This is a genomic window from Polymorphospora rubra, from assembly GCF_018324255.1.
GTDB classification, from domain to species: Bacteria; Actinomycetota; Actinomycetes; order Mycobacteriales; family Micromonosporaceae; genus Polymorphospora; species Polymorphospora rubra.
In genome coordinates this window covers 4,467,994-4,493,106 of record NZ_AP023359.1, presented here as the reverse complement: position 1 = coordinate 4,493,106, position 25,113 = coordinate 4,467,994, and the positions used below count along the sequence as shown (strand labels likewise).

General features: G+C 71.2%; 21 protein-coding genes and 1 pseudogene. 7 read left to right on the top strand and 15 right to left on the bottom strand.

What is annotated here, in order from left to right:
• Positions 1-60: 60 nt before the first annotated feature.
• Positions 61-575, bottom strand: a pseudogene (gene nrdR / locus Prubr_RS20295) (transcriptional regulator NrdR).
• A 305-nt stretch (positions 576-880) separates the two neighbouring features.
• Complete coding sequence (locus tag Prubr_RS20290; RefSeq protein ID WP_212816511.1) at positions 881-1,087, bottom strand: hypothetical protein; 207 nt, start codon at positions 1,085-1,087, stop codon at positions 881-883.
• Positions 1,088-1,423: 336 nt separating this feature from the next.
• Here Prubr_RS20290 and lexA point away from each other — a divergent pair, with 336 nt between their 5' ends.
• The gene (gene lexA, locus Prubr_RS20285) at positions 1,424-2,212 is read left to right on the top strand and encodes a transcriptional repressor LexA (RefSeq protein WP_212816510.1); all 789 of its coding nucleotides are present in this window, start codon (positions 1,424-1,426) and stop codon (positions 2,210-2,212) included.
• Between the two features lie 50 nt (positions 2,213-2,262).
• Here the strand turns inward: lexA and Prubr_RS20280 are convergent, their stop codons facing one another.
• Together Prubr_RS20280 and hflX are read right to left on the bottom strand one after the other, a co-directional pair.
• Complete coding sequence (locus tag Prubr_RS20280; RefSeq protein WP_212816509.1) at positions 2,263-3,915, bottom strand: hypothetical protein; 1,653 nt, start codon at positions 3,913-3,915, stop codon at positions 2,263-2,265.
• 69 nt (positions 3,916-3,984) lie between these two features.
• Positions 3,985-5,436, bottom strand: a complete 1,452-nt coding sequence (gene hflX / locus Prubr_RS20275) for a GTPase HflX (protein WP_246567397.1) — start codon at positions 5,434-5,436, stop codon at positions 3,985-3,987.
• 336 nt (positions 5,437-5,772) lie between these two features.
• Here hflX and Prubr_RS20270 point away from each other — a divergent pair, with 336 nt between their 5' ends.
• Positions 5,773-7,254, top strand: coding sequence for an NAD-dependent malic enzyme (locus tag Prubr_RS20270; RefSeq protein ID WP_212816507.1), 1,482 nt, complete (start codon positions 5,773-5,775; stop codon positions 7,252-7,254).
• A gap of 433 nt (positions 7,255-7,687) precedes the next feature.
• Here Prubr_RS20270 and Prubr_RS20265 read toward each other — a convergent pair whose 3' ends face one another.
• From Prubr_RS20265 to Prubr_RS20250, 4 genes are all read right to left on the bottom strand, one after another.
• Positions 7,688-9,001, bottom strand: a complete 1,314-nt coding sequence (locus tag Prubr_RS20265) for an ISL3 family transposase (protein WP_212828295.1) — start codon at positions 8,999-9,001, stop codon at positions 7,688-7,690.
• 516 nt (positions 9,002-9,517) lie between these two features.
• Positions 9,518-10,363, bottom strand: a complete 846-nt coding sequence (gene dapF / locus Prubr_RS20260; protein WP_212816506.1) for a diaminopimelate epimerase — start codon at positions 10,361-10,363, stop codon at positions 9,518-9,520.
• Positions 10,364-10,370: 7 nt separating this feature from the next.
• Positions 10,371-11,396, bottom strand: a complete 1,026-nt coding sequence (gene miaA, locus Prubr_RS20255; protein WP_212816505.1) for a tRNA (adenosine(37)-N6)-dimethylallyltransferase MiaA — start codon at positions 11,394-11,396, stop codon at positions 10,371-10,373.
• Positions 11,393-12,220, bottom strand: a complete 828-nt coding sequence (locus tag Prubr_RS20250; RefSeq protein WP_212816504.1) for a class III extradiol dioxygenase subunit B-like domain-containing protein — start codon at positions 12,218-12,220, stop codon at positions 11,393-11,395. Before Prubr_RS20250 ends, miaA begins: the two co-directional genes overlap by 4 nt.
• 217 nt (positions 12,221-12,437) lie before the next feature.
• On the opposite strand from Prubr_RS20250, the gene Prubr_RS20245 reads away from it, so the two are divergent.
• A complete protein-coding gene (locus Prubr_RS20245; protein WP_212816503.1) occupies positions 12,438-13,646 on the top strand; it encodes a DUF349 domain-containing protein in 1,209 nt (402 codons plus the stop codon).
• Between the two features lie 57 nt (positions 13,647-13,703).
• Here Prubr_RS20245 and miaB read toward each other — a convergent pair whose 3' ends face one another.
• Complete coding sequence (gene miaB / locus Prubr_RS20240; protein WP_212816502.1) at positions 13,704-15,200, bottom strand: tRNA (N6-isopentenyl adenosine(37)-C2)-methylthiotransferase MiaB; 1,497 nt, start codon at positions 15,198-15,200, stop codon at positions 13,704-13,706.
• A gap of 150 nt (positions 15,201-15,350) precedes the next feature.
• Positions 15,351-15,851 carry a hypothetical protein gene (locus Prubr_RS20235; RefSeq protein WP_212816501.1) on the bottom strand — a complete coding sequence of 167 codons (501 nt, stop codon included), beginning with the start codon at positions 15,849-15,851 and terminating at the stop codon, positions 15,351-15,353.
• A 147-nt stretch (positions 15,852-15,998) separates the two neighbouring features.
• On the opposite strand from Prubr_RS20235, the gene Prubr_RS20230 reads away from it, so the two are divergent.
• From Prubr_RS20230 to Prubr_RS20215, 4 genes are all read left to right on the top strand, one after another.
• Positions 15,999-16,751 carry an amino acid ABC transporter ATP-binding protein gene (locus tag Prubr_RS20230; RefSeq protein WP_212816500.1) on the top strand — a complete coding sequence of 251 codons (753 nt, stop codon included), beginning with the start codon at positions 15,999-16,001 and terminating at the stop codon, positions 16,749-16,751.
• A 65-nt stretch (positions 16,752-16,816) separates the two neighbouring features.
• Positions 16,817-17,704 (top strand): glutamate ABC transporter substrate-binding protein, encoded by an 888-nt coding sequence (locus Prubr_RS20225; protein WP_212816499.1) that lies wholly within the window; start codon positions 16,817-16,819, stop codon positions 17,702-17,704.
• Between the two features lie 44 nt (positions 17,705-17,748).
• Positions 17,749-18,459, top strand: coding sequence for an amino acid ABC transporter permease (locus Prubr_RS20220; RefSeq protein ID WP_212816498.1), 711 nt, complete (start codon positions 17,749-17,751; stop codon positions 18,457-18,459).
• The gene (locus Prubr_RS20215; protein ID WP_212816497.1) at positions 18,456-19,427 is read left to right on the top strand and encodes an amino acid ABC transporter permease; all 972 of its coding nucleotides are present in this window, start codon (positions 18,456-18,458) and stop codon (positions 19,425-19,427) included. Before Prubr_RS20220 ends, Prubr_RS20215 begins: the two co-directional genes overlap by 4 nt.
• 149 nt (positions 19,428-19,576) lie before the next feature.
• Here the strand turns inward: Prubr_RS20215 and Prubr_RS20210 are convergent, their stop codons facing one another.
• From Prubr_RS20210 to Prubr_RS20190, 5 genes are all read right to left on the bottom strand, one after another.
• Positions 19,577-20,221, bottom strand: coding sequence for a LysE family translocator (locus Prubr_RS20210; RefSeq protein WP_212816496.1), 645 nt, complete (start codon positions 20,219-20,221; stop codon positions 19,577-19,579).
• Positions 20,222-20,483: 262 nt separating this feature from the next.
• Complete coding sequence (gene rny / locus Prubr_RS20205; RefSeq protein WP_212816495.1) at positions 20,484-22,253, bottom strand: ribonuclease Y; 1,770 nt, start codon at positions 22,251-22,253, stop codon at positions 20,484-20,486.
• 682 nt (positions 22,254-22,935) lie between these two features.
• Positions 22,936-23,661 (bottom strand): regulatory protein RecX, encoded by a 726-nt coding sequence (locus tag Prubr_RS20200; RefSeq protein WP_212816494.1) that lies wholly within the window; start codon positions 23,659-23,661, stop codon positions 22,936-22,938.
• Positions 23,662-23,684: 23 nt separating this feature from the next.
• A complete protein-coding gene (recA, locus tag Prubr_RS20195) occupies positions 23,685-24,731 on the bottom strand; it encodes a recombinase RecA (RefSeq protein ID WP_212816493.1) in 1,047 nt (348 codons plus the stop codon).
• Positions 24,732-24,911: 180 nt separating this feature from the next.
• Positions 24,912-25,112 (bottom strand): DUF3046 domain-containing protein, encoded by a 201-nt coding sequence (locus Prubr_RS20190; protein ID WP_212816492.1) that lies wholly within the window; start codon positions 25,110-25,112, stop codon positions 24,912-24,914.
• Between the last annotated feature and the right edge of the window lies 1 nt (position 25,113).

Below are 25,113 nucleotides of genomic sequence, written 5' to 3'. Positions count from 1 at the left end.
CGACATCTCATAGCCCCCTTGACACACGCGGCTCCCGCCGCGCACCGATCGGGATGAAAATCAGCTGGTCCGGTCAGCGGCCGGCGTCGCGCCGACGGCTCCCGCCCCGTTCGCGGTCCGGAACCGTTCGGCCGCGGCGACCCGCAGCGCCTCGATCTCGCGTTCGAAGTCGTCGAGCGACTCGAACGAGCGGTAGACGCTGGCGAACCGCAGGTAGGCCACCTCGTCCAGCTCGCGCAGCGGCCCGAGGATGGCCAGGCCGACCTCGTGGCTGGGCAGCTCGGCGGCGCCCTTGGCCCGGACGGTCTCCTCCACCTTCTGGGCGAGCAGGGCGATCGCGTCGTCGTCGACCGGTCGGCCCTGGCACGCCTTCCGTACGCCACCGATGATCTTCAGGCGGCTGAACGGTTCGGTGACCCCGCTGCGCTTGACCACGGCCAGCACCGCCTCCTCATGGGTGGTGAACCGCTTGCCGCACTCGGGCAGGACCGCCGGCGGCGGATGAGCTGACCGTCTTCGGCCTCGCGTGAGTCGACGACCCGCGAGTCGGCGTGTCGGCAGTACGGGCACCGCATCGCCGAGTCTCCCTTCCGACGGCAGCCCGCGTCGCCCCACCGGTGTCCCACGCACGCCACGAGGCAGCGGCCGGCCGCCGGGCGGACGTCGCTGCGGATGGTGCGTGCGGAGGTGCGGTGGGTCGTCGAGCCGACCTGTGCTCAGCGCCAACCGGAGCTTCCGACGACACCTTGGAAGACCCCGGTGACAGTCCGGAAACCCAATCTGTGGCTGACTTACATCCCTGTGACTACTACATCTAGGGGTCGACGGTATGCCGCCGAGGACCGCCGGTCAAGTTGACGGGCCGGGTCGCGGCGCGTCGTCACCCATCCAACACCTGAGGTCGCTCTGCGGTTACCGGCAGACCGGGAACAGACGGAACCGCCGCCCGCGCGGGCGGCGCCCCGAACGCCGCGACCGTCGCCGCCACCATCACGAACAAGAGCACCACCACCAGCCGGCCACGGCGGGTGAGTCGCAGCCGCGGAGCCTTCCGCGCCGGCGCAACCTGCACCGACACCATGGTCACCTCCAAGATCGTACGGCCATCGTTCGAACGCGCGTACGATGGGTCTATCAGAACACGTGTACTGATGTCGAGCATTCGCAAGCGACACGCCGACGCCACGTCGTACAGATGTTTGAAACTGACCGATCCCACCGATACGGTCATGAGCGACCGGAGCGAACCGATCCGGTAGCGAACCGATCCGGTAGCGAACCGATCCGACAGGGCCGACTCCGACCACCGGACGAGCCGCGCACCCGCACCGCACCAGATCCACCGAACTCAACCGATCAGCACCACCAGCCGATACGCACCACGAGCCGACAAGGCACCCGACGCCGACCAGGGAGGACGGACGTGTCGACCGACGACCGGACGAGCCGGCAACAGCAACCGCAGAAGGATCTCGCTCCGGCACCGGCGACCACCCGCCGCAAGAGTCCGGCGCGCGCCCGCGCCGCGGCACCGAACCTACGGGCGGTGACCCCGGTGGTGAGCAGCTTCCCCGACCTGGCCACCCCGGACCTCACCGCCCGGCAGCGCCGCATCCTGGAGTTCATCCGGGACTGGGTGGAGCGCTACGGCTACCCGCCGAGCGTGCGCGAGATCGGCGAGGCGGTCGGCCTGGTCTCCCCGTCCAGCGTCGCCTACCAGCTCAAGGAGTTGGAGCGGAAGGGCTTCCTGCGGCGCGACCCCAACCGGCCGCGGGCGGTCGACGTACGGCCGCCCGGCGACCTGGTCGACGACGAGGCGGCCCGGGCACAGCGCCCCAAGCCGGCATACGTGCCGATGCTGGGCCGGATCGCCGCCGGTGGCCCGATCCTCGCCGAGCAGGCTGTCGAGGACGTCTTCCCGCTGCCCCGCGAACTGGTCGGCGAGGGCGAGGTCTTCATGCTCCAGGTCAAGGGCGACTCGATGCTCGACGCGGCGATCTGCGACGGCGACTGGGTGGTCGTCCGTCAGCAGCCCAACGCCAACTCGGGCGAGATCGTCGCGGCGATGCTCGACGGCGAGGCCACGGTCAAGACCTACCGGCTCCGCGACGGGCACGTCTGGCTGATGCCGCAGAACCCGGCGTTCGACCCGATCCCCGGCGACGACGCCACCATCATGGGCCGGGTCGTCGCGGTGCTCCGCCGGATCTGAGCGCTGCCGCCGGTGGTCGGGCCCCGGCCCGGGCCACCGGCGTTCGGCCGTCAGTAGGGCTGGTGGCCCGGGGTCGGCCCGTACGCGCCGGCATGGTCGTCGTAGCCGTCCGGTGGATAGCCGTCCGGACGGGCCCGCCCGGGCCGCTGGCCACCACCGGCCCGGCCCCGCGGGTCCGGGCCGTCCTGGTAGTCCCAGCCGCCGCGGGGATCGCCACCCCGGCCGCCGCCATCCTGATAGTCCCGGCCGCCGCCGTAGACACCCCCACCGCGTGCGCCCCGTGGACCCTCGTCACGCTGGCCGCCGCCGTAGACACCGCCGCCGGCCGAACGGCCGCCGTAGACACCACCGCCGCCCGAGCCACCGCCGGCGGGGCCGCCGCCAGCCTCGGACCGGCCGCCGTAGACACCCCCTGACCGGCCACCGCCACCGGCCGAGCGACCGCCGTAGACACCGCCGCCACCGGGTCGTTCGTCGCCGATCGGCCCGGAACGGTCGACGTCGTCGCGGCGTCGGTTCGGTGGCGGCACCGCGGCACCCTTCACCGGCTGCCGGCCGACCTTCTTCGGCGGCCCGGCGGCAGCGGTGTCGCCACCGCGCCGACGGGCCTGGACGATGCCGAAGATGCCGACACCGACCAGCACCGCGCCGACCACGCCGACCACGCCGATCAGGTAGGTGATGTCCTGGAGGCTCAGCGTGTCGAGCCACGACTGCTCGTTTCCGCCGGCCGGTTCGTCCTCGGCCGGCGTGGCCTCCACCCTGGTCGGGGTGTAGCTCATGATGACCACGTCGGAGTCGTCGCCGAGGGTGCCGACGTCGGAGACGGTCACGTACTTCGAACCGTCGGCACTGAAGCTGATGCCCTCACCGAACGCGTCGGCGAGCGGCGTCACCCGGGGCGTACCGCTGGTCAACGCCTTGACGATGTCACCGTCGGGCACGTCCCACTCGAACGCGTCCGCGTACGTCCGCAGCACGACCTTGCGACCGTCGGCCGAGCGGGCGGCACCGGTGACCGTGAGCCGGCCGGCGGCGAGCAGCGGGTTCTCGGTCTGGGTCCGGGGCAGGGTGAGTTCGCCGGCCTTGCGCATCGGCACCGGCTCGTCGTTGTTCGGCTGCAGCGGCCCCTCGGGGACGAAGATCTCGGCCTTGCCGGTCGTCTTGGAGACGATGACCGGCGTGCCGTCGGCCGCGATCAGCAGCGCCTCGGCGTCGCGCGGTTCGCGCTCGGGGTAGGCGACCCGGTGGAGCACCGGCCGGGTCGAGCCGTCGATCGGCATGCTCCACAGCGCGACGTGCGGCCGGCGCTCCTCGTTGGTGGCGTTGTCGCCGATGTCGGCGATCCAGACGGTGCTGCCGTCCGGCGACAACGCCAGGTCCTCGGGGTCGCGCGGGCTGCTCGGGAACGACACGTCCTTGACGACCTTGCAGCTGTCGTCGAGGTAGAAGACCCGCTTGCGGGCCTGGATGTCGGTGCCGTCGTTGACGACGATGTAGCCGTTCTCGGTGGCGATGATTCCGGAGAGTTCGCGGGTGCGACTGTCGGTGACCGTGCAGACCTCTTCACCGGACGCCTTCGGCACCTCGGCGGCCCCGGACGGCTCGGGTGTCGGCGCGGCCGAGGCGGGCCCTCCGGTGAGCGCCAGGCCGATCCCGACCAGGCCGCAGGCAACCACGACCCCTGACATGACACGCCGCATCCGCCCAGTGTCGCACGTTGTGCGCGAAGGCTGTGTTACGGCGTGATCAATCACGCTGGGTGCAACAACTCAACGCGATCCGTCCGCGCTGAAGGGCTCCAACTCGGCCGCGAGCGCCTCGTCGACACGTACGTGCAGCAGGGTGCCCTCCGGCAGGTGGGAGGTGCCGAGCACCTCGCCCCGGCGGTGGACCCGGGCGACCAGGTCACCCCGGTCGTACGGCAGCACCGCCCGGACCTCGACCGCCGGCCGCGGCAGCCGGCTCTCGATCACCGAACGCAGCTCGTCGATGCCCCGGTTGGCGTGGGCGGAGACGAAGACGGCGTCCGGCCACTCCCGCTTGAGCCGCAGCAGGGTCTCCTCGTCGGCGGCGTCGGTCTTGTTGACGACCAGCAGCTCGGGCAGCCGGTCGGCACCGACCTCGGCGAGCACCTCCCGTACGGCGCGGACCTGCTCCTCCGGGTCGGGATGCGCCCCGTCGACGACGTGTACGACCAGGTCGGCGTCGGCGACCTCCTCCAACGTCGACCGGAACGCCTCGACGATCTGGTGCGGCAGGTGCCGGACGAAGCCGACCGTGTCCGACAGCGTGTAGACCCGCCCGTCGCTGGCGTAGGCCCGGCGGGTGGTCGGGTCCAGGGTGGCGAACAACGCGTCCTCGACCAGCACACCGGCGCCGGTCAGCCGGTTGAGCAGGCTGGACTTGCCGGCGTTGGTGTAGCCGGCGATGGCCACCGCCGGCACCTCGTTGCGCGACCGCCGGGCCCGCTTGGTCTGGCGTACGGTGCGCATGCCCTTGATGTCGCGCCGGAGCCGGGCGATGCGGGTGCGGATCCGTCGACGGTCGGTCTCGAGCTTGGTCTCACCGGGACCGCGCAGGCCGACGCCGCCGCCGGCACCGCCGCCGCGGGCGCTACCGCCGCTCTGCCGGGACAGCGTCTCACCCCAACCGCGCAGCCGGGGCAGCAGGTATTCGAGCTGGGCCAGCTCGACCTGCGCCTTACCCTCCTTGCTCTTCGCGTGCTGCGCGAAGATGTCGAGGATCAGCGCCGTACGGTCGATGACCTTGACCTTGACCTGCTGCTCCAGGTTGCGGAGTTGGGACGGGGAGAGTTCCCCGTCGCAGATGACCGTGTCGGCGCCGCTGGACAGGACGACGTCACCCAGGCTGCCGACCTTGCCCCGGCCGATGTAGGTGGCCGGATCCGGCCGGCCCCGACGCTGGATGAGACCCTCCAGGACCTGGGAGCCGGCGGTCTCGGCGAGGGCGGCCAGTTCGGTGAGGGAGTTCTCCGCGTCGGTGACCGATCCATCGGTCCAGACCCCGACCAGGACGACCCGCTCCAGCCGGAGTTGCCGGTATTCGACCTCGGTGACGTCGGTGAGCTCGGTGGACAGGCCGGCGACGCGGCGCAGCGCGTTACGGTCCTCCAGCTCGAGTTCACCCGTCGTGGCCTCGATCTCGTCGTCGAGGTCGTACGGGGTGGTGACGGCCGACTCGTCGGCCCGGTATGTACGCAAAAGTTGCCTCCTCAGACTTCGATCGTGACACGCCCACGCGACCGGCGCATCCATTAATGCCGGCGCGGCGGCGCCGGTCGAGATCCGCGCAGACCGCAGCGGCACCCCCGGCCACGGTCCGTTCCAGGCCGGCGCGCCGTCGCACTGCCGGCGGCCGGCCAGGTCACCCCGGATGAGGTGACTCACCGGTAACCCGGGGGTCGGCGACGGCTCGGACGTGCCGCGCGACAATGCCATGTGGCGACCGGTGGTCGCCCACCCGCGGTCCCGCCGGCCGCGGCTCTGACCCGACATCCCCGCGGCCCGCCGGCCGCATCCAACGACGGAGGGACCCCCGTGGCGACGACCCGCCTGCCCAGCGCCGGCTTCTCGATCACCATCCGGATCGGCGTGACCGCCGACGCCTCGGCGATCGGCCGGCTCACCACCTGCGTCGGTGAGTCGGGCGCCATCGTCACCGCGCTGGACGTCGTCGACTCCGACCCGAACACCGTCGTGGTCGACCTGACCTGCGACACCGCCGACTCGGCCCACGCCGACCAGGTCGTCAAGGCGCTGGTCGACCTGCCCGGGGTCGACGTACGCAAGGTGTCCGACCGGACGTTCCTGCTGCACCTCGGCGGCAAGATCGAGGTGTCGCCGAAGGTGGCGCTGCGCACCCGTGACGAACTGTCCCGGGCGTACACCCCCGGGGTCGCGCGGGTCTGCCTCGCCATCGCCGAGAACCCCGACGACGCGCGCCGGCTGACCATCAAGCGCAACACGGTCGCGGTCGTCACCGACGGATCCGCGGTCCTCGGACTGGGCAACATCGGCCCGGCCGCCTCTCTTCCCGTCATGGAGGGCAAGGCCGCCCTCTTCAAGCGGTTCGGCGGCGTCGACGCCTGGCCGGTCGTACTCGACACCCAGGACCCTGACGAGATCGTCGCCATCGTGAAGGCGATCGCACCCGCGTACGGCGGCATCAACCTGGAGGACATCGCCGCGCCGCGGTGCTTCGAGATCGAGTCCCGGCTGCGTGACCTGCTGGACATCCCGGTGTTCCACGACGACCAGCACGGCACCGCCATCTGCGTGCTGGCCGCCCTGACCAACGCGCTGCGCGTCGTCGGCAAGCGGCTGGCCGACGTCCGGGTCGTCGTCTCCGGTGCCGGCGCCGCCGGCACCGCGATCATGAAGCTGCTGCTGCGGCAGGGCGTCGGCGACATCATCGCGTACGACCGCCAGGGCGCCCTGCACCCCGGCCTGCCCGACCTCAACCCGGCCTGGCGGTGGCTGGCCGAGAACACCAACCGCGACGGGTACGCCGGCGACCTGCGCGGCGCCGTCCGTGGCGCCGACGTCTTCATCGGGGTGAGCGCCCCCAACCTGCTCACCGGCGACGACATCGCCACCATGGCGCCCGGCTCGATCGTCTTCGCGCTGGCCAACCCCGACCCCGAGGTCGACCCCCGGGAGGCGCGCAAGCACGCCGCCGTGGTCGCCACCGGCCGCTCCGACCAGCCCAACCAGATCAACAACGTGCTCGCCTTCCCCGGCGTGTTCCGCGGCATGCTCGACGCGCACGCGGAGCAGTTCACCGAGGAGATGGCGATCGCGGCGGCCCGGGCCATCGCGGACGTGGTCGGCGAAGAAAAGATCAACCCGACGGTGATCGTGCCGAGCGTGTTCGACGCCCGGGTCGCGCCGGCCGTGGCCGCCGCCGTGCGGGCCGCCGCCCAGGCCCCGGCGCGGCCGCCGGCCGCCGACCCCGGCCCGACCGACCTGCCCGAGAAGGCCGCCGAGGCCGCCGCCCCCACCCCTCCCCTGGCCAGCTGACTCACCGGTTCCCGAGCGCCCGGCCCCCGTCCCGCCTCCCCACCGCCCCGGCGCGCGGGCTCCCAGCGCGGGCTCCCGGCGCGCGGGCTCCCAGCGCGCGGGCTCCCAGCGCATCGGCCGCCGGGTGCCCGCCGATCTTGGAGTAATCGTGGGCCGAATCAGGACAGAGCAGGCACGATTACTCCTCGATCGGCGGGTGAGAACACGTAGCCCCGCGTTCGCACGTGGATACCGGGCCCGTCGTTGACGTTTTGACCGGATTAATCCGACTCGGTAAGCGCCGGAGCCTTGCGGGTGGGGTCGCTGGCGGGTCGGCCCGAGCGGTGACCGGGGCGACCCGCCAACCGGACCGGTCGGGTGGCGTCTGCGGGGTGTTGCTGTCGCGGCCCACAGCGAATTCGGCGTATTCACAGCGAATTCGGGGTCTTCTTACTCATCCGTGGGTGGGTTGGGGCAGGGTGGGTGGTCGTGTCCGGCCGGGTAGGGTCGGTCGGTGTCCTCCGAGGCTGAGCAGGGCCATCGAGATGAGCGCGTCGATGTTGCGGAAGCCGTACGCCATCCGGATGATCAGGCGGATCTTGGCGTTGGTGCTTTCGACCAGGGCGTTGGACAGGCCGTGGTCCAGTGCCGCGTCGATCGCGTCGCGGTGCCGGACGATCCGTCGTGACAGGTCGACGAACGCCGGGATCCGGCAGCGTCGGGCCCAACTGATCCATCGGTCGATCGCTTCCCTGCCCGCCTGGCCCTTGACCGTGAACGCATATCGCAGGCCCTCCTTGAGTAGGTAGGCACGGTGTAGACGCGAATCGGTCCGGGCGATCCACGCCAGTTGGGCGGTCTGCTTCTGGGTTAGGTTCTCCGGGTTCTTCCACAACGCCCACCGGCAGCGTTTCAACTCCGCTGACACACCCCGCCCACCCGGCCCGCCCTTCGCCGGACCCCGGACCCGGCCCACGGCGTTGTTCCACGCCTGCCTACGCACCACGTCCAACGCGTCCACAGCCCAGGCGACCACATGGAACGGATCAGCACACCGCACCGCCTGCGGACACCGCCTGGCCACCACCCGTGCGATCCACGGCGCCCCATCAGCCGACACCAACCGCAACGCCGCACACCGCCGCGGACCCAGCAGATCGAAGAACAGGTTCAACGTCGCCTCGTGACGGCCCGGATGAACCCACAACAACCGGCCACTGTCATGGTCAACCACGACCGTCAGATACTTCTCACCCCGCCGGTACGAAATCTCATCGATCCCGATCCGGGTCAACCCCGCAAACCGATCCACCGCACCACCGGTGTCAGCCCACACCCGCGCCACGATCGCGCCGACCGTCGACCACGCCACCCGCATCAACTGCCGCACCGCCGACTTCGACGCCACCGTCGCAAGCCACGCCACCATCTCGTCAAACGCCAACGTGTGACCCACCCCGTGCCGTGCCCACGGCACCGCCGCCACCACCACCCCATGCACCCGACACGACACCCTCGGCGCATCCGCCTCGATCACCACCCGAACCGTCCCCAGATCCGGCGCCCTCCACCGACGCCGCCCCTCACCCCGGTCATAACCCACACACCGCCGCCGACACACCCCACACCGAGACCTCGCCCCCGCATGCAACCGCACATGCGCCACCACGAACCCGCCCCCATCACCCCCCTCCTCAGACCACTCCACCCGCTCCACCACCGCCCGCTCAACCCCGAGCAACCGTTGCCATACCCTGACACCACGCATGCCGTTCCCCGATCCCTGGAACTCGACCCTCGACAAGCCGAGAACCTAGACCGGGAACGGCATGCGCCACACACACCACACCAAACACACCCACAGATAAGCGCGAAGACCCCGAATTCGCTGTGGAGCGCGACAGCGGTACTCCGCCTCCCGGCCCCTGACGTGCGTTCGGTCGTGATCGTCTGCGGCTCAGGCGCTCCGATCCCGGCGTGTCGAATGCCTGAACCGCAGACAATCACGAAACCGCAGTCCCGCCGCCGTCAGGAGAGTGTGCGCCGGGAAAGCACGGCACGCTTTGTCCCTTGATCCGCGCAAACCCGCGCGAGCAGCGCGGCCACCCGGTCGCGCGACACGACCAACCCGCGCGACGCGACCAACCCGCACGACGCGACCAACCCGCACGACGCGACCAACCCGCGCGACACGACCAACCCGCGCGACACGACCATCCCGCGCGCGACGCGGCAGGTTCGCACGCGTGCAGCAGACCCGGGACGGGGAGCAGCCGCGGGTCGGTCAGCGCGGGAGGGCGTCCTCGTCGACCTCGCCGTGGGCGACCAGAACGGCGGGGCCGGCCAGCCAGCAGGTCGACTCGTCGATCGTGACGGTCAGCCGGCCGCCCGGCACGTCGACCGCCACCACGCCGGTGTCCAGCCCGGCGTCGCGCAGCGCCACCGCGCCGACCGCGCAGGCGCCCGACCCGCACGACAGGGTCTCGGCCGAGCCGCGTTCGTAGACCCGCATCAGGGTGTGCAGGTCGGTGCCGGCAACCGGTTCGCCGGGCGTCACGAACTCGACGTTGACCCCGGCCGGGAACAGTGCCCGGTCGAATCCGGGCGCCCGGGTGAGGTCGAGCGCGGCCAGGTCGACGTCGGGGGGCAGGGCGCAGACCAGGTGCGGGTTGCCGCAGTCGACGGCCGCGCCGGGCAGCACCAGCCCGTCGAGGGTCGCGGTGCTGGTGTCGTACACCCGGGGTCGGCCCATGTCGACGGCGATCTCGTCGGGCCCGACGAGCGCGCGCACGACGCCGGCCCGGGTCGCCACCGGCAGGCCGGTGTCCGGCGAGCCGGTCACGCCGATCGACGACAGGTAGCGGGTGAAGACGCGTACGCCGTTGCCGCACATCTCGGCCAGCGAGCCGTCGGAGTTCCAGTAGTCCATGAACCACTCGGCCCGGTCGGCGTACCGGGCCGCGGCCGGGTGGTTGGCGGCCCGGACGACCCGCAGTACGCCGTCACCGCCGATGCCCCGGCGTCGGTCGCACAGGGCGGCGGCGAGTTCCGGCGTGAGCCGGAGGCGCCCCTCCGGGTCGTCGAGGATCACGAAGTCGTTGCCGGTGCCGTGGCCTTTGGTGAACTGCACGGTCCCATCATCCCCGAGCCGCCCGGACCGCCGTGAGGGCGGCCGGCAGCAGGTCGGGCCGGGTTGCGTCGAGCCAGTGGACGCGCGGGTCGCGGCGGAACCAGGACCGCTGCCGGCGGACGAACCGGCGGGTGAGCCGTACCGTCTCGTCGTGCGCGTCCGCCTCGGTGCCCACGCCGTCGAGGAAGTTCAGGACCTGCTGGTAGCCGAGGGCCCGGCCGGCCGTACGGCCGTCACGCAGGCCGACCTCGGCGAGTCGGCGGGTCTCGTCGACCAGCCCGGCCGCCCACATCGCGTCGACCCGGCGGGCGATCCGGTCGTCGAGTACGGCGGTGTCGAAGTCGACGCCGATCTGCACGCTGTCGTAGAACGGCTTCGGTTCGGGCAGGGCGGCGGTGAACGGCCGGCCGGTCAGCTCGATCACCTCCAGCGCGCGCACGATCCGCCGGCCGTTGCCGGGCAGGATCTTCTCGGCGGCGGCCGGGTCGGCGGCGCGCAGCCGGGCGTACAGCGTCGCCGGGCCGGTGGCGGCGAGTTCGTCCTCCAGCCGTCGCCGCAGGTCCGGGTCGGTGCTGGGGAACTCGAACTCCTCGAGTACGGCGCGTACGTAGAGTCCCGAGCCGCCGACCAGCAGCGGCACCCGCCCGCGGGCCCGGATGTCGTCGACGGCGGCCCGCGCCAGACGCTGGTATTCGGCGACGCTGGCCGGCTCGGTGACGTCCCAGATGTCCAGCACGTGGTGGGGCACGCCCTCGCGTTCGGCGACGGTGAGCTTGGCGGTGCCGATGTCCATGCCCTGATAGAGCTGCATCGAGTCGGCGTTGACCACCTCGCCGGGAAGCGCGTGGGCCAGCGCGATGCTCAGCGCCGACTTGCCGGCGGCCGTCGGCCCGACCACCGCCACCACCGCCGGCCCGCCGGCCGGGCCTCCCGCCGGACCGGCGACCGGGCCTCCCGCCGGACCAGCGACCGGGACCACCACCGGCTCGCCGGCCGGGCCGGTCGGGTTCGGCCGGTCCGGTGCCGCGGTCATGCCGGGGCCCAGGTGGCGACGAGGTAGGTGACCCCGTACGGAGCGTCGTGGTAGGACACCCGCCCACGCCACGGTCGGCCGGCCGCGGCCGCGGCGCCGGCGAGCACCTGCCACGGCGCGCGCCCGGCGACCAGCAGCTCGGTTGACAGTGTCGGGTCGAGGTCGAGCAGGGCGTCGACGTCCGCGCCGGCCAGGGCCGTGGCGACCCCGTCGTCGTACGCCCGCGCGCGCGGATCGTCGTATCCGGGTGACTTCTGGCCCCGGCAGGCCGACCCGTCGCCCATCACCAGCAGCGCCCACGGCTCGTCGCCGGCCTCGGCGTGGAGCCGGGCGCCGAGGGTGGCGCAGTCCGCCGGGCCGGCACCGGCGGCCACCGTCACCATCGCGACGGTGGGCGCCGCCGCGACGGCGGTCGGCGGGGTGGCGGTGGTCGGCGGGGTGGCGGTGGTCGGCGGGGTGGCGGTGGCCGGTCGGCCGGCCCGGTCGAGGAGCCAGGCTCCGACGAGCAGGCTGAGCGGCAGCGGCCCGTCCGCGGGGGCAGCACCGTCCGCGGGGGCGGCAGCCCCGTTCGTGGAGGGCGCGCCGACGGTCACCGTCATCGGCGCTCCCCACGGAGCGAAAGAACCGATGAAAGGGGATGAATACCTTTTTTGCTCATCATTCACACCGACGACGACCAGCGTACGGGCGCCGGAACCGACGAGTCGGGCGACCGCCGCGTCACACTCCGTACGAAGATCGTCGAGTTCGGGGGCCGCCCGACCCGCGATGTCGGGGACGATGACCGGCGGGTGTGGGCAGACGGCAGCGGCGACCAGGGACACGGCACCACCGTAGCGGGCCGGCGACTGTACACCGGCCCATACACCCGTCGGGGCCGACTAGGACACCGTATGGTCACGGTCGCTCCCAGGCGCTCGACGCGGACCGGGGCGGACCTGTGAGAATGCCCCTGGGAAACTTCGCTGCAATCTCACTGCGCTGTGGCGGCCATCGCCGGGCTGAACCGCCCGGTGGCGCCGGGAGAACGAGGATGGGCACATGAGCGACTGGACGACCTTCGGACGGGTTGACGCGGACGGCACGGTTTACGTCAAGACCGCCGAAGGGGAGCGCGTCGTCGGTTCCTGGCAGGCGGGCGCACCCGAAGAAGGTCTGGCCCACTTCGCGCGCCGCTTTGCCGACCTGGTGACCGAGGTCGATCTGACCGAGGCGCGCCTCAACTCGGGTGCGGCCGACGCGGCCCACTCGCTGACCACCGTCAAGCGGCTGCGGACGACGCTCGCCGAGGCGCACGTCGTCGGCGACATCGACGGATTGACCGAGCGGCTCGACAAGCTCGCCGCCGCCGCCGAGCAGAAGGCCGGCGAGGCGCGGGCCGCCCGGGACGCGGCCCGGACCGAGGCGGTGGCCCGCAAGACCGCCCTGGTCGAGGAGGCCGAGAAGCTGGGGGCCGAGTCGACCGGCTGGAAGTCCGCCGGTGACCGGCTCAAGGAAATTCTCGACGAGTGGAAGTCCATCCGGGGCGTCGACAAGAAGACCGACGGCGAACTGTGGAAGCGGTTCGCCGCCGCCCGTGACGGGTTCACCCGCCGGCGCGGGGCGCACTTCGCCACTCTGGACGCCCAGCGCAAGCAGGCCCAGGGCGCCAAGGACGAGCTCGTCCGCGAGGCCGAGTCACTGGCCGAATCCACCGACTGGGCGGCCACGGCCAACCGGCTCAAGGACCTGATGAGCGAGTGGAAGGCCGCGCCGCGGGCCTCCAAGGAGGCCGAGCAGCGGCTGTGGGAGAGGTTCCGCGCCGCCCAGGACGCCTTCTTCTCCCGGCGTAGCGAGGTCTTCTCGGCCCGCGACGCCGAGCAGCGCGGCAACCTCGAACGCAAGCAGGCGCTGCTGGCCGAGGCGGAGGCGCTGGACGTCGACGGCGACCCGCGCGCGGCGCAGGCCAAGCTGCGCGAGATCCAGGGCCAGTGGCACGAGGCGGGCCGGGTGCCCCGGGAGGCGGCGGCCGGTCTCGACCGCCGGCTGCGGGCGATCGACGAGAAGGTACGCGTCGCGATGGACTCCGCCTGGCGGCGCACCGAGCCGTCGGCGAACCCGCTGCTGGTCCAGATGCGGGAGCAGGTCGCCGAGGCCGAGCAGCGGCTGGCCCGGGCCCAGGCCGCCGGCGACGCGAAGCGGATCAGGGAGGCCGAGCAGGCTCTCGCCTCGAAGAAGCAGTTCCTCGCCCTGGCCGAGCAGGCCAGCTGACGTACCGCTGAAAAGGGGCACCGTCCGCGCGGACGGTGCCCCTTTCGCGGATCCGGGTCAGCGGTCGCAGGCGCTCGCCGGCACCGGCGCCGCGGGCGGTGCGCCGACCGTCGGCAGGCCGAGCAGGACCCCGGGGGTACGCGGGGTGCGGCCGGCCTCGAAGGCGTCACCGGCCCGGGTACGGCGGTGCGACAGCGGTGCCCCGTCCGCGTTGAGGTGGTGCGGGGCGGCGTAGGTGACGGTGGTGTGCACGACGTCGCCGGGGCGGATCCGCCCGGCGAGCCCGCCGGTGTCGAAGTGGACCAGCCGGCCGTCGCGGGCCCGGCCGGACATCCGGCCGGTGGCCTGGTCCTTGCGGCCCTCGCCGACCGCGACGAGCACCTCGACGGTCTCCCCCACCAGCTTGCGGTTCTCCGCCCAGGTGATCTCCTCGACGCAGGCGATCAGCCGCTCGTAGCGCTCCTGCACGACCTGCTTCGGCAGCTGGCCGTCCATCGTGGCGGCCGGGGTGCCGGGCCGCTTGGAGTACTGGAACGTGAACGCCGACGAGAACCGGGCGGCGCGTACGACGTCGAGGGTCCGTTCGAAGTCGGCGTCGGTCTCGCCGGGGAAGCCGACGATGATGTCGGTGGTGATCGCCGCGTCCGGCATCGCCGCCCGGACCTTGTCGATGATGCCGAGGTAGCGTTCGGCCCGGTAGGAGCGGCGCATCGCCTTCAGCACGTCGTCGGAGCCGGACTGCAACGGCATGTGCAGCGAGTGGCAGACGTTCGGCGTCTCGGCCATCGCGGCGATCACGTCGTCGGTGAAGTCCTTCGGGTGTGGACTGGTGAACCGCACCCGCTCCAGCCCGTCGACGTCGCCGCAGGCCCGCAGCAGCTTGCCGAAGGCGAGCCGGTCACCGAACTCGACGCCGTACGAGTTGACGTTCTGGCCGAGCAGCGTCACCTCGAGCACGCCCTCGGCGACCAGGGCCCGTACCTCGGCGAGCACGTCGCCGGGCCGCCGGTCCTTCTCCTTGCCGCGCAGCGAGGGCACGATGCAGAACGTGCACGTGTTGTTGCAGCCCACCGAGATCGACACCCAGCCCGCGTACGTCGACTCGCGGCGGGCCGGCAGCGTCGACGGGAACACCTCGAGGGATTCGAGGATCTCGACCTCGGCGGCGGCGTTGTGCCGGGCACGTTCGAGCAGCACCGGCAGCGAACCGATGTTGTGGGTGCCGAAGACGACGTCGACCCAGGGCGCCTTGCGGACGATCTCGCCGCGGTCCTTCTGCGCCAGGCAGCCACCGACCGCGATCTGCATGTCGGGCCGGCGGAGCTTGGTCGGGCGCAGGTGGCCGAGGTTGCCGTAGAGCCGGTTGTCGGCGTTCTCCCGGACGGCACAGGTGTTGAAGATGACCACGTCGGGGTCGGCGGACCCGTCGGCGGGCGTGTACCCCGCCGCCTCCAGCAGCCCGGAGATCCGCTCGGAGTCGTGGACGTTCATCTGGCAGCCGTAGGTCCGCACCTGGTAGGTGCGCGGGACGCTGCTCTTCGGCGCGGTAGTCATAGCAGAAACAGAGTATCGGGCGATGCCGGGCATCGTCCGGGCCGGCGGTCGTGGTCCGGGCGGGCCGGCCGGCCCCGGCGTCGGTCCGGCGGCCCCGACCGGCGGGCGGCGGCGCGGTCAGGTGGCCCGGGCCGGCGGCCCGCGGTGCGGTCAGGCGGCGGCGCGGGCCGTGATCACGGCGCCCGGCGCCCAGCGGGACGGGCCGTACCGGGCCCAGTCGCGGCACCACGGATCGGTGGGTGTGCACATCCGGAGTTCCGAGTAATCGTCGCCGTCCTCACCCTCAGTGATCTTCATATGGACCGGCCTGATTGTCGTGTCGGGCCGGGCGAGCAGATGCCGGCCCGGATCGAGGGTGTCGTCGGGCAACAGGCAGTCCCGGCCGAGGCGTCGGGCGAAGGCCGCCGCCACCGCCGACTCGGCCGGTTCGACCGGCACGGCGTAGCAGTCGACGCGGACGGGGAAGTCACCACCGCCGATCCAGACGTCGCACAGCACCGTACCGCCGGGCAGCTCAGCCGGGTTACCGGCGCCGAACACCGCCACCGGTCGGCCGAGCACCGCCGCCAGCGCCACCCGGATGTCGCGGGAGGGTACGGGTGCGTCGATCAACCAGTTCCAGATCGCGGAGGAGGCCGACGGGTAAGCCATACGATCATGTTGACGGCCCCGGCGGCAGCTTGTGGGGTGTGTTATCGCTCCGTGACCATCCGAGTTGCTTTCTGACACACCGTGCCGCCTACAGTGGCTCAATCCAGGACTGATGTCCTCGATCAAATACCGGACAGGACGGTTGGAATGACGGCGACAAAGACTGAACCACTCATCGTGCTTGACAAGGTCGACAAGTGGTTCGGTCCGCTGCACGTACTCCAGCAGGTCGATCTCTCCGTCAAGCGGGGAGAGGTCGTCGTGGTGATCGGCCCGTCCGGCTCGGGCAAGTCCACGCTGTGCCGGGCGATCAACCGGCTGGAGCCGATCAACGGCGGCACCATCACCTTCGACGGCAAACCCCTGCCGGCCGAGGGCAAGGCGCTGGCCAAGCTGCGCAGCGAGGTCGGCATGGTCTTCCAGTCGTTCAACCTGTTCGCGCACAAGACCATCGTCGACAACGTCTCGCTCGGACCGATCAAGGTCCGTGGCGAGAAGCCGGCGGCGGCCCGCGACCGGGCGATGAAGCTGCTCGACCGGGTCGGCATCGCCAACCAGGCCAACAAGTTCCCCGCCCAGCTCTCCGGCGGCCAGCAGCAGCGGGCCGCCATCGCGCGGGCGCTGGCCATGCAGCCCAAGGCGATGCTCTTCGACGAGCCCACCAGCGCGCTGGACCCGGAGATGGTGGGCGAGGTGCTCGACGTCATGGCCTCGCTGGCCAGCGAGGGCATGACGATGGTGGTGGTCACCCACGAGATGGGGTTCGCCCGCCACGTCGCAAACCGGGTCATCTTCATGGCCGACGGCCAACTGGTCGAAGACGCTCCCCCGGACGAGTTCTTCGCCAACCCCCGCAGCGACCGGGCCAAGGACTTCCTGTCGAAGATCCTGACGCACTGAGGCGTCATCAGCAGAGGCAGGCACGCCCACCGGGGCCGCCGGCTCATTCGAGGAGGAGAAACACAATGCGCGTAACCCGTATCGCGACACTGGCCACGGTGGCGGCACTGTCACTGACCGTGGCCGCCTGTGGCGGCGGTGACAGCGACGGCGACGGTGGCGACACCGGCGCCGACAGCAAGGAGTTCGCGGCCGGCAGCACGATGGAGCGCCTCAACCAGGCGCAGAAGATCATCATCGGCACCAAGTTCGACCAGCCCGGCTTCGGCCTGAAGGGCCTGGACGGCAAGCCGGCCGGCTTCGACGTCGAGATCGGCAAGGCTCTCGCCACCGAGCTCGGCATTCCCGAGGACAAGATCGAGTACATCGAGACGCCGTCGGCGGTCCGCGAAGAGGTCATCGAGCAGGGCAAGGCCGACATCGTGATCGCGACCTACACGATCAACGACAAGCGCAAGGAGCGCATCGACTTCGCCGGCCCGTACTACGTCGCGGGCCAGCACATCATGGTGCGCGCCGACGACACCTCGATCACCGGACCGGACTCGTTCAAGGCCGGCGACAAGAAGGTCTGCTCGGTACAGGGCTCGACCCCGGCCGAGACGATCAAGACCTACCTGGCCAACGAGGGCCAGCAGCTCGTCGTCTTCGACGTCTACCAGAAGTGCGCGGACGCGCTGGCCAGCGGCCAGGTCGACGCGGTCACCACGGACAACGTCATCCTGCTCGGCTTCGTCGCCCGCAACGAGGGCAAGTTCAAGCTGGCCGGTGAGAAGTTCACCGACGAGCCGTACGGCATCGGCCTGAAGAAGGGCGACACCGCCTTCCGCACCTTCATCAACGACGCGCTGGAGAAGTTCTACGGCGACGGCACGTACGAGAAGGCCTGGAAGGACACCGCCGGCAAGTTCGACGAGAACACCCCGACCGGCCCGGCCATCAACCGCTACTGATCCAAAGACGGAGTCTGGAAGGTGAGTGAGAGGGGAGTGTGTACGTGAGTGTGCTCGTCGAACACTTCGACGTGTTCGTCGGAGGGTTCTGGCTCACCTTCCAGCTCTGTGTGCTCGCCGCGATCGGTGCCCTGATCCTGGGCACCATCGTGGCGGTCATGCGGATCTCGCCGGTGCCGCCGCTGCGCTGGATCGGCACCGCATACGTGACGGTGTTCCGGAACTGTCCGCTGACCATCGTGTTCTTCTTCGCCGCGTTCGGCCTGCCGGCGCTCGGCTCCAACGCCGACTTCCTGCGGATCCCCGGTCTGTCGAGCATCTTCAGCCGGCTCGGCATCGACCTGCCGTACTTCCGCTTCGCGATCATCGCGTTGAGCGTCTACACGGCGGCGTTCGTCTGCGAGGCGATCCGCTCCGGCATCAACGCCGTGCCGCCCGGCCAGGCCGAGGCGGCCCGGGCGATCGGCCTCACCTTCTCGCAGAACCTGCGGCTGGTCGTGCTGCCGCAGGCCTGGAAGTCGGCGATCGTGCCGCTGGGCAGCGTCATCATCGCGATGATCAAAAACTCCGCGCTGGCCGGCTTCTTCGGCCTGACGGGTGACCTGTCGAACTCCGCGCAGAACCTGACCAGCGCGGGTGGCGAGCCCATCATCCCCGTCTTCATCGGTATCGGGATCGGCTACCTCATCATGACCGTGCCGTTCGGTTTGTTCCTCGATCGGGTCGAGCGACGGCGGGCGGTGGCCGCGCGATGAGCCAGCAGTCCGTCCTCTACGACGCCCCCGGCCCGCGCGCCAAGCGGGTCACCCTCATCGCGAGCGCGGTCATCGCGGTCCTGGTCGCCGCCGGCGCCTACTTCCTCGTCTACCGCCCGCTCGACGAGCAGGGTCAGTTCGACATGGAACTGTGGGGCCCGCTGATCGACCCGTCCAACGAGGTCTTCTCCCAGGTCTGGAAGCTGCTCGGGCAGGGATTCCAGGCCACCCTCACCGCGGCGGCACTGGCGATCGTCTCCTCGCTCGTGGTCGGCACCGCGCTGGCCGTCCTGCGGGTGCAGCTCAAGGCGACGATGAAGCGCCGCTTCGTCCACCACAGCCGGCCCACCGCGATCGCGCTGCGGACGCTGACCCTGGTCCTGAACGGAATCACCCGGTTCTGCGTCGAGGTGTTCCGCGGCCTGCCGGTGGTCATCACGATCTTCTTCGTCGCCAGCGCGCTGCCCGACCTCGGGGTCGACCTCGGCCGGATCCTCTGGTATCTGGTCATCGGCCTGACGCTGTACAACGGCGTGGTCATCGCCGAGATCCTGCGCTCCGGCATGGAAGGGCTGCCCGGCGGCCAGCGGGAGGCGGCCGAGGCGATCGGCCTCAGCAGCTTCGCCACCATCCGGCTGATCCTGCTGCCGCAGGCCTTCCGGATCATGCTGCCGGCCCTGATCAGCCAGCTCATCGTGGTCCTCAAGGACACCTCGCTCGGCTTCATCATCAGCTACGAGGAAGTGCTGAAGCAGAGCCAGACCGTCATCCTCAACCTGGAAAACCCGATCCAGGTCTACGCCCTGGTCGCGCTGATCTACATCTTGGTCAACTACGCGCTGTCCAAGCTCGCCGAGTACGCGCAACGCCGCATGTCGCGGGGCCGCAAGACCGGCACCCTGCGCAAGGCCAAGGACCAGCCGCCGGCCGCCCTGGCCGCCGACCTCACCCCACCAGCCAAGCTCTGAGCTGGCGCCACCCGCCACCAGCGGGGGCAGCCAGCGAACGGCAGAACGGAACGGACCCGCCCACCGGCGGGTCCGTTCCGTGTTTCTCTCGGCCGTCAGGTCTGTCGCGGCCGTCAGGTTTCTCGCGACCGGTCAGGTTTGCTCGGCCGTCAGGTCTGCTCGGCGGCCAGCCGGACGCCGAAGCCGAGCAGGAGCGTGCCGGTCACCGCGTCCAGCGCCCGGCGGATCCGACGCCGGCCGATGATCCCGCGCACCCGGTGCAGGCCGGTCACGACCACCAGCAGGTACGTCAGCGACAGCAGCGCGTGACTCAACCCGACCACCAGCAGGACCGGCAGCGGTGTCGACGGGCCGATGAACTGCGGCAGCACCGCCAGGTAGAAGACCAGCACCTTCGGATTGGTGATGTTGGACAGGAAGCCCTGCCGCCAGCCGGCCCGCGCCTGCGCCGCCCGGCCGGGCCCCGGGACCGGACCGGCGCCGCCCGGTACGGCCGCGTACCGGCCCGCCCACGCCGACCGGAACGTCTGGATCGCCAGGTACACCAGGTAGCCGATGCCGGCCCACTTGATCGCCTGGAAGAGCGGCTGGTAGTGCACGATCACCGCACCGAGGCCGGCGACGGCGGCCAACCCCTGGACAGCGTTGGAACTGGCCACCCCGGCGGCGCTCCAGCGTCCCCGGCGGGCGCCACCGGCCAGCGTGTTCTTGACGATCACCGCGAAGTCCGCGCCCGGCACCAGGACGAGGACGGCGGCGAAGGCGACGTACGAGAGGTAGGAAGACCAGGTCACCGCCTGACGGTAACGACCGTCCGGGCCGCCCCTCGACGTGTTTCCCGTCGCACGGCCCGGTCGGCCGGTTCCCGGTCGCGGAACCCGGCCGGTCGGCTTCCGGTCGCGGAACCCGGCCGACCGCTATCAGGTCGCGGAACCCCGGCCCGGGGAACCTGTCCCTGTTCCGGGCCACAGCGGATTCGCTGTGGCCACGCCGAATTCGCTGTGGCCCGCGACGGTCACACCGCGCCGGAGCGGGTGCCCGCCCGGAGCCGGTGGTTCAGCGGGCGATCTCGGTGACCCGGGACTCGCGGACGACCGTCACCCGGATCTGCCCCGGATAGGTCAGCTCTTCCTCGATCTGCTTGGCCACGTCGCGGGCCAGCACCGCCGCCCCGATGTCGTCGATGTCGTCCGGCTTCACCATCACCCGGATCTCCCGGCCGGCCTGCATCGCGAAGACCTTCTCCACCCCGGACTTGCCGCCGGCGATCTCCTCGATCCGCTCCAGCCGCTTGACGTACGACTCCAGGCTCTCCCGCCGGGCGCCCGGCCGGCCACCCGAGCAGGCGTCCGACGCCTGGGTCAGCACCGCCTCGATCGTCTGCGGCAGCACCTCGTTGTGGTGCGCCTCGATCGCGTGGACCACCTCTTCGGTCTCGCCGTACTTGCGGGCCACGTCGGCGCCGATCAGGGCGTGGCTGCCCTCGACCTCGTGGGTGAGCGCCTTGCCGATGTCGTGCAGGAACGCGCACCGCTTGATCGTCGGGATGTCGAGCCGCAGCTCGGCCGCCATCACCCCGGCGATGTGCGCCGTCTCGACGAGGTGCTTGAGCACGTTCTGCCCGTACGACGTGCGGTAGCGCAGCCGGCCCAGCAACGTCACCAGTTCCGGGTGCATCTCGGTGATGCCGACCTCGACCAGCGCGTCCTCGGCGGCCCGCTGGCACAGCCGCTCCACCTCGTGCTTCGCGGTGTCGAAGACCTCCTCGATACGGTGCGGGTGGATCCGCCCGTCGAGCACCAGCTTCTCCAGGGTCAGCCGGCCGATCTCCCGGCGTACCGGGTCGAAGCAGGAGAGCAGCACCGCCTCGGGGGTGTCGTCGATGATCAGGTTGACGCCGGTGACCGACTCGAAGGCGCGGATGTTGCGACCCTCCCGGCCGATGATCCGCCCCTTCATCTCGTCGCCCGGCAGATGCAGCACACTGACCACGCTCTCGGCGGTCTGGTCACTGGCGACCCGCTGGATCGCGTCGACGACGATGTGTCGGGCCCGCTGCTCGGCGGTGCTGCGGGCGTCGGCCTCGATGTCACGTACGAGAAGTGCGGCCTCCCGCTTCGCCTGCCCCTCGATCGCGTCGACGAGCTCGGTCCGGGCGACCTCGGCGGTCAGGCCGGCGATCCGTTCCAGCTCGCGCCGCTGCCGCTCCTCCGCCTCGGTCAGCGCCGCCTCTCGGGTGGCCAACGCGGCCTCCCGGGCGACCAGTTCGGCGTCCGCGGCCGCCAGCCGGCGTTCCCGCTCGGTGAGCCGGTCGACCTCCTCGCTGTGCAGACGCTCCCGCTCGTCCATCCGCAGCGCCCGCCGTTCGACCTCGGCGGCCTGTTCCTTGGTCGTCGTCGCCAACAGGGCGATCTCGCGTTCGCCGCTGCGCCGGGCCGCGGCCCGTACCTGCTCCGCGTCGGCCTCGGCCTGGCGGTGGGCCCGTTCGAGCACGGTGTCGGCCTCTGCCCGGGCCGAGTCGAGGACCCGGCGGGCCTCCGCCCGTGCCGAGTTGGCCTCCGCCTTGGCCGCGGCCGTCTCGGCACGGGCGGCCGCGGCGGCCGACTTGGCCTCGTCGACGGTGGAGGTCGCCTCGTCGGCGGCGGACCGCAGCGCCGCCAGCGACTGCTGCTGGCGGTCCTTCTCGGCCACGTACGCCGGATCGTCGGTGGGCGGCGGGGCAGGTTGGGCGACGCGGAGCTGGCGCAGGGCGCGGGCGCCGAGGACGAGACCGACGACCACGATGGCGGCAAGGAGGATGATCGCAACAAGCAGGACCCAGGTCATGCGTCCGCCCCGCTTCGCTCGGCGCCCGCACGACGCGTACTGAGCCAACCGATGCCCTCGCTGCGCTCGGTCATGCGTTCGCCTCGCTTCGCTCGGCACCCGCACGACGCGTACTGAACCAGCAGACGCCCTCGCTGCGCTCGGTCACACCCGGTACCCACGGCGACGCCGGGCATGGCATCGCTGTGGGGCCTGACCCGTCTTCTGCCTCGCTCATCTGGGCCGCCTCCCCTCCACCGTCCGGCGCCGGAGGGGTGGACCACCCTTCCGGCGCCGCTTCCTTCGGCTGAGACGCCCGACCTAGGCGGCTGAGGGTAGCGGCCTGCCAAGCGGTCCCGGAAAGGCACCGCTTGAGGCCACTGGAATATCTTGCCGCCTACGGACCGGCCTGTCCGCTAACGGGTTGTCTGGCCACCGTGTTGACCAAAAGTGATGCCGTACTGTTACGCGATCTATGTTGTGCGCTTAGCCTGCATGGGTCGGTTATCTCGCTTGTACGCGAGGCTAGGGTGCCGGGGGCCGTTCGGTCAAGAACCCATGATCGAGCAGGGACGCGAACGCTGGGCACACGGACCCTTACCCGCAGCTCATGCCCTTCAACCCGGCACTTTCAGGGCACATCACCCTTCAAAGCGAACAAAAAGCACCTCATGTCGCATACCGCCGCTACCGCATACCGCCGCTACTCGTCGGCGAGCGCGTCGTCGTCGATGTGCTCGGCGAACTCGGCGGCCTCGGCACTCTGCGCGGCCAGCGCCTCCTTGACCGCGCGAATCGCCACGCCCGGCGGGTAGCCCTTGCGGGCCAGCATCCCGACCAGGCGGCGGAACACCGCGTCGGGCTCGCCCCGGGCCGTACGCAGCTTGCGGTCGACCAGCACGCGAGCCGTCTCCGCCTCGGTCACCTCGTCCAACTCGCCCAACGCCTCGTTGGCCGTTTCGGTGTCGACGCCCCGCTGGCGCAGTTCGTTGGCCAGGGCCCGCCGGGCCAGCCCGCGCCCGTGGTGGCGGCTCGCCACCCAGGCCCGGGCGAACGCCGCGTCGTCGATCATGCCGACCTCGTCGTAGCGGTCGAGGACGGCGGCGATGGTCTCCTCGGAGATGCCCCGGCGGCTCAGCGCCGTGGCCAACTCGGCGCGGGTGCGCGGACGGGTGGCGAGTTGTCGCAAACAGATCTCGCGGGCCGCCTCGGCCTCGTCACGAGGTGACCGGGACGGCTCGACGACCGGCGGGGTCGTCGTGGCACCTTCCGGCCAGCCGTGCTCGTCGAGTGCCGGCTCGAGGCCGTCGTCGGCGTCGGTGGGGCGGGCCCGGCCCCGGCGGGGTCGCCGGGCGGAGGGCGCGTCCGTCCGGGGCGGGGCGGCATCCCATCCCCGCCCCGAACGGGCGCCTCGCCGTCGTCCAGCCATCGGTCAGGACGCCCGGCGGCCGGTCAGAAGTCGACCGGCGGCAGCTCCGGGCCGCTCGCCGCGTCGATGGCACCCGCGCCGACACCGAGCTTCTCGAGGATCTTCTTCTCGATCTCGGCGGCGACGTCGGGGTTCTCCCGCAGGAACTCGCGGGCCTTCTCCTTGCCCTGGCCGAGCTGGTCGCCGTCGTACGTGTACCACGCACCGGACTTACGGATGATGCTCTGCTCCACGCCCACGTCGATCAGGGAGCCCTCGCGGGAGATGCCCTTGCCGTACATGATGTCGAACTCGGCCTGCTTGAACGGCGCGGCCACCTTGTTCTTGACGACCTTGACCCGGGTGCGGTTGCCGACGACGTCGGTGCCGTCCTTGAGACTCTCGATACGCCGCACGTCGAGCCGGACCGAGGCGTAGAACTTCAGTGCCCGACCACCGGTGGTGGTCTCCGGGCTGCCGAACATGACGCCGATCTTCTCGCGGAGCTGGTTGATGAAGATCGCGGTCGTGCCGGTGCTGTTCAGCACACCGGTAATCTTCCGCAGCGCCTGGCTCATCAGCCGGGCCTGGAGACCGACGTGGCTGTCGCCCATCTCGCCCTCGATCTCGGCGCGCGGCACCAGGGCGGCGACCGAGTCGATGACGATGATGTCCAGCGCGCCGGAGCGGATCAGCATGTCGGCGATCTCCAGCGCCTGCTCACCGGTGTCGGGCTGGGAGACCAGCATCGCGTCGGTGTCGACCCCGAGCGCCTTGGCGTATTCCGGGTCGAGCGCGTGCTCGGCGTCGATGAAGGCGGCGATACCGCCGGCCCGCTGGGCGTTGGCCACCGCGTGCAGCGCCACGGTCGTCTTACCGCTGGACTCCGGCCCGTAGACCTCGACGACCCGGCCGCGGGGCAGACCACCCACACCGAGCGCCACGTCGAGCGCGATCGACCCGGTCGGGATCACCGCCGTCTGGACGACCGGCCGCTCCCCCAGCCGCATCACCGAGCCCTTGCCGAACTGCTTGTCGATCTGCGCGAGAGCGAGGTCTAGCGCCTTCTCCCGGTCAGGTCCTGCCGCCATCGTTGCCACCCCTGCCTTCGCCGGCATCTTTCCACCCTTAGTCACGCGGACACGCTAAGCGCTGGGTCCGACAGAAAACAGCCGCCAGGCCGTGGCCTGTGGACAAGCACCGCGCTGTGGACAATAGCCGAACAGGTGTACGACGCAACCTCGACACGCCAGAACAGGCGTACGAGCAGCTCAGCGTAGTCGCGCGGGTACGCGGTCGGGATACGCGGCGCACACCGCCCGCCACACCCGGAGCGTCTCGACGCCCTCGGCGATCGCCTGGTCGATGGTCCGGCCGCCGAGCTGCGCCAGCACCTGGTCGGCGGCGATGCTACGGGCGTAGGCCGGCCCGAACGTCTCCTCCAGGCGGCCCCAGAACTCGGTCAACCGCACG

Bases quoted from the DNA above. Each gene is read 5' to 3' on its own strand.
- Prubr_RS20280 (WP_212816509.1), bottom strand. From the start codon at position 3,915: ATGCGGCGTGTCATGTCAGGGGTCGTGGTTGCCTGCGGCCTGGTCGGG.
- Prubr_RS20265 (WP_212828295.1), bottom strand. From the start codon at position 9,001: ATGCGTGGTGTCAGGGTATGGCAACGGTTGCTCGGGGTTGAGCGGGCG.
- miaA (WP_212816505.1), bottom strand. From the start codon at position 11,396: ATGACCGCGGCACCGGACCGGCCGAACCCGACCGGCCCGGCCGGCGAG.
- Prubr_RS20245 (WP_212816503.1), top strand. From the start codon at position 12,438: ATGAGCGACTGGACGACCTTCGGACGGGTTGACGCGGACGGCACGGTT.
- miaB (WP_212816502.1), bottom strand. From the start codon at position 15,200: ATGACTACCGCGCCGAAGAGCAGCGTCCCGCGCACCTACCAGGTGCGG.
- Prubr_RS20235 (WP_212816501.1), bottom strand. From the start codon at position 15,851: ATGGCTTACCCGTCGGCCTCCTCCGCGATCTGGAACTGGTTGATCGAC.
- Prubr_RS20230 (WP_212816500.1), top strand. From the start codon at position 15,999: ATGACGGCGACAAAGACTGAACCACTCATCGTGCTTGACAAGGTCGAC.
- Prubr_RS20225 (WP_212816499.1), top strand. From the start codon at position 16,817: ATGCGCGTAACCCGTATCGCGACACTGGCCACGGTGGCGGCACTGTCA.
- Prubr_RS20215 (WP_212816497.1), top strand. From the start codon at position 18,456: ATGAGCCAGCAGTCCGTCCTCTACGACGCCCCCGGCCCGCGCGCCAAG.
- rny (WP_212816495.1), bottom strand. From the start codon at position 22,253: ATGACCTGGGTCCTGCTTGTTGCGATCATCCTCCTTGCCGCCATCGTG.
- Prubr_RS20200 (WP_212816494.1), bottom strand. From the start codon at position 23,661: ATGGCTGGACGACGGCGAGGCGCCCGTTCGGGGCGGGGATGGGATGCC.
- recA (WP_212816493.1), bottom strand. From the start codon at position 24,731: ATGGCGGCAGGACCTGACCGGGAGAAGGCGCTAGACCTCGCTCTCGCG.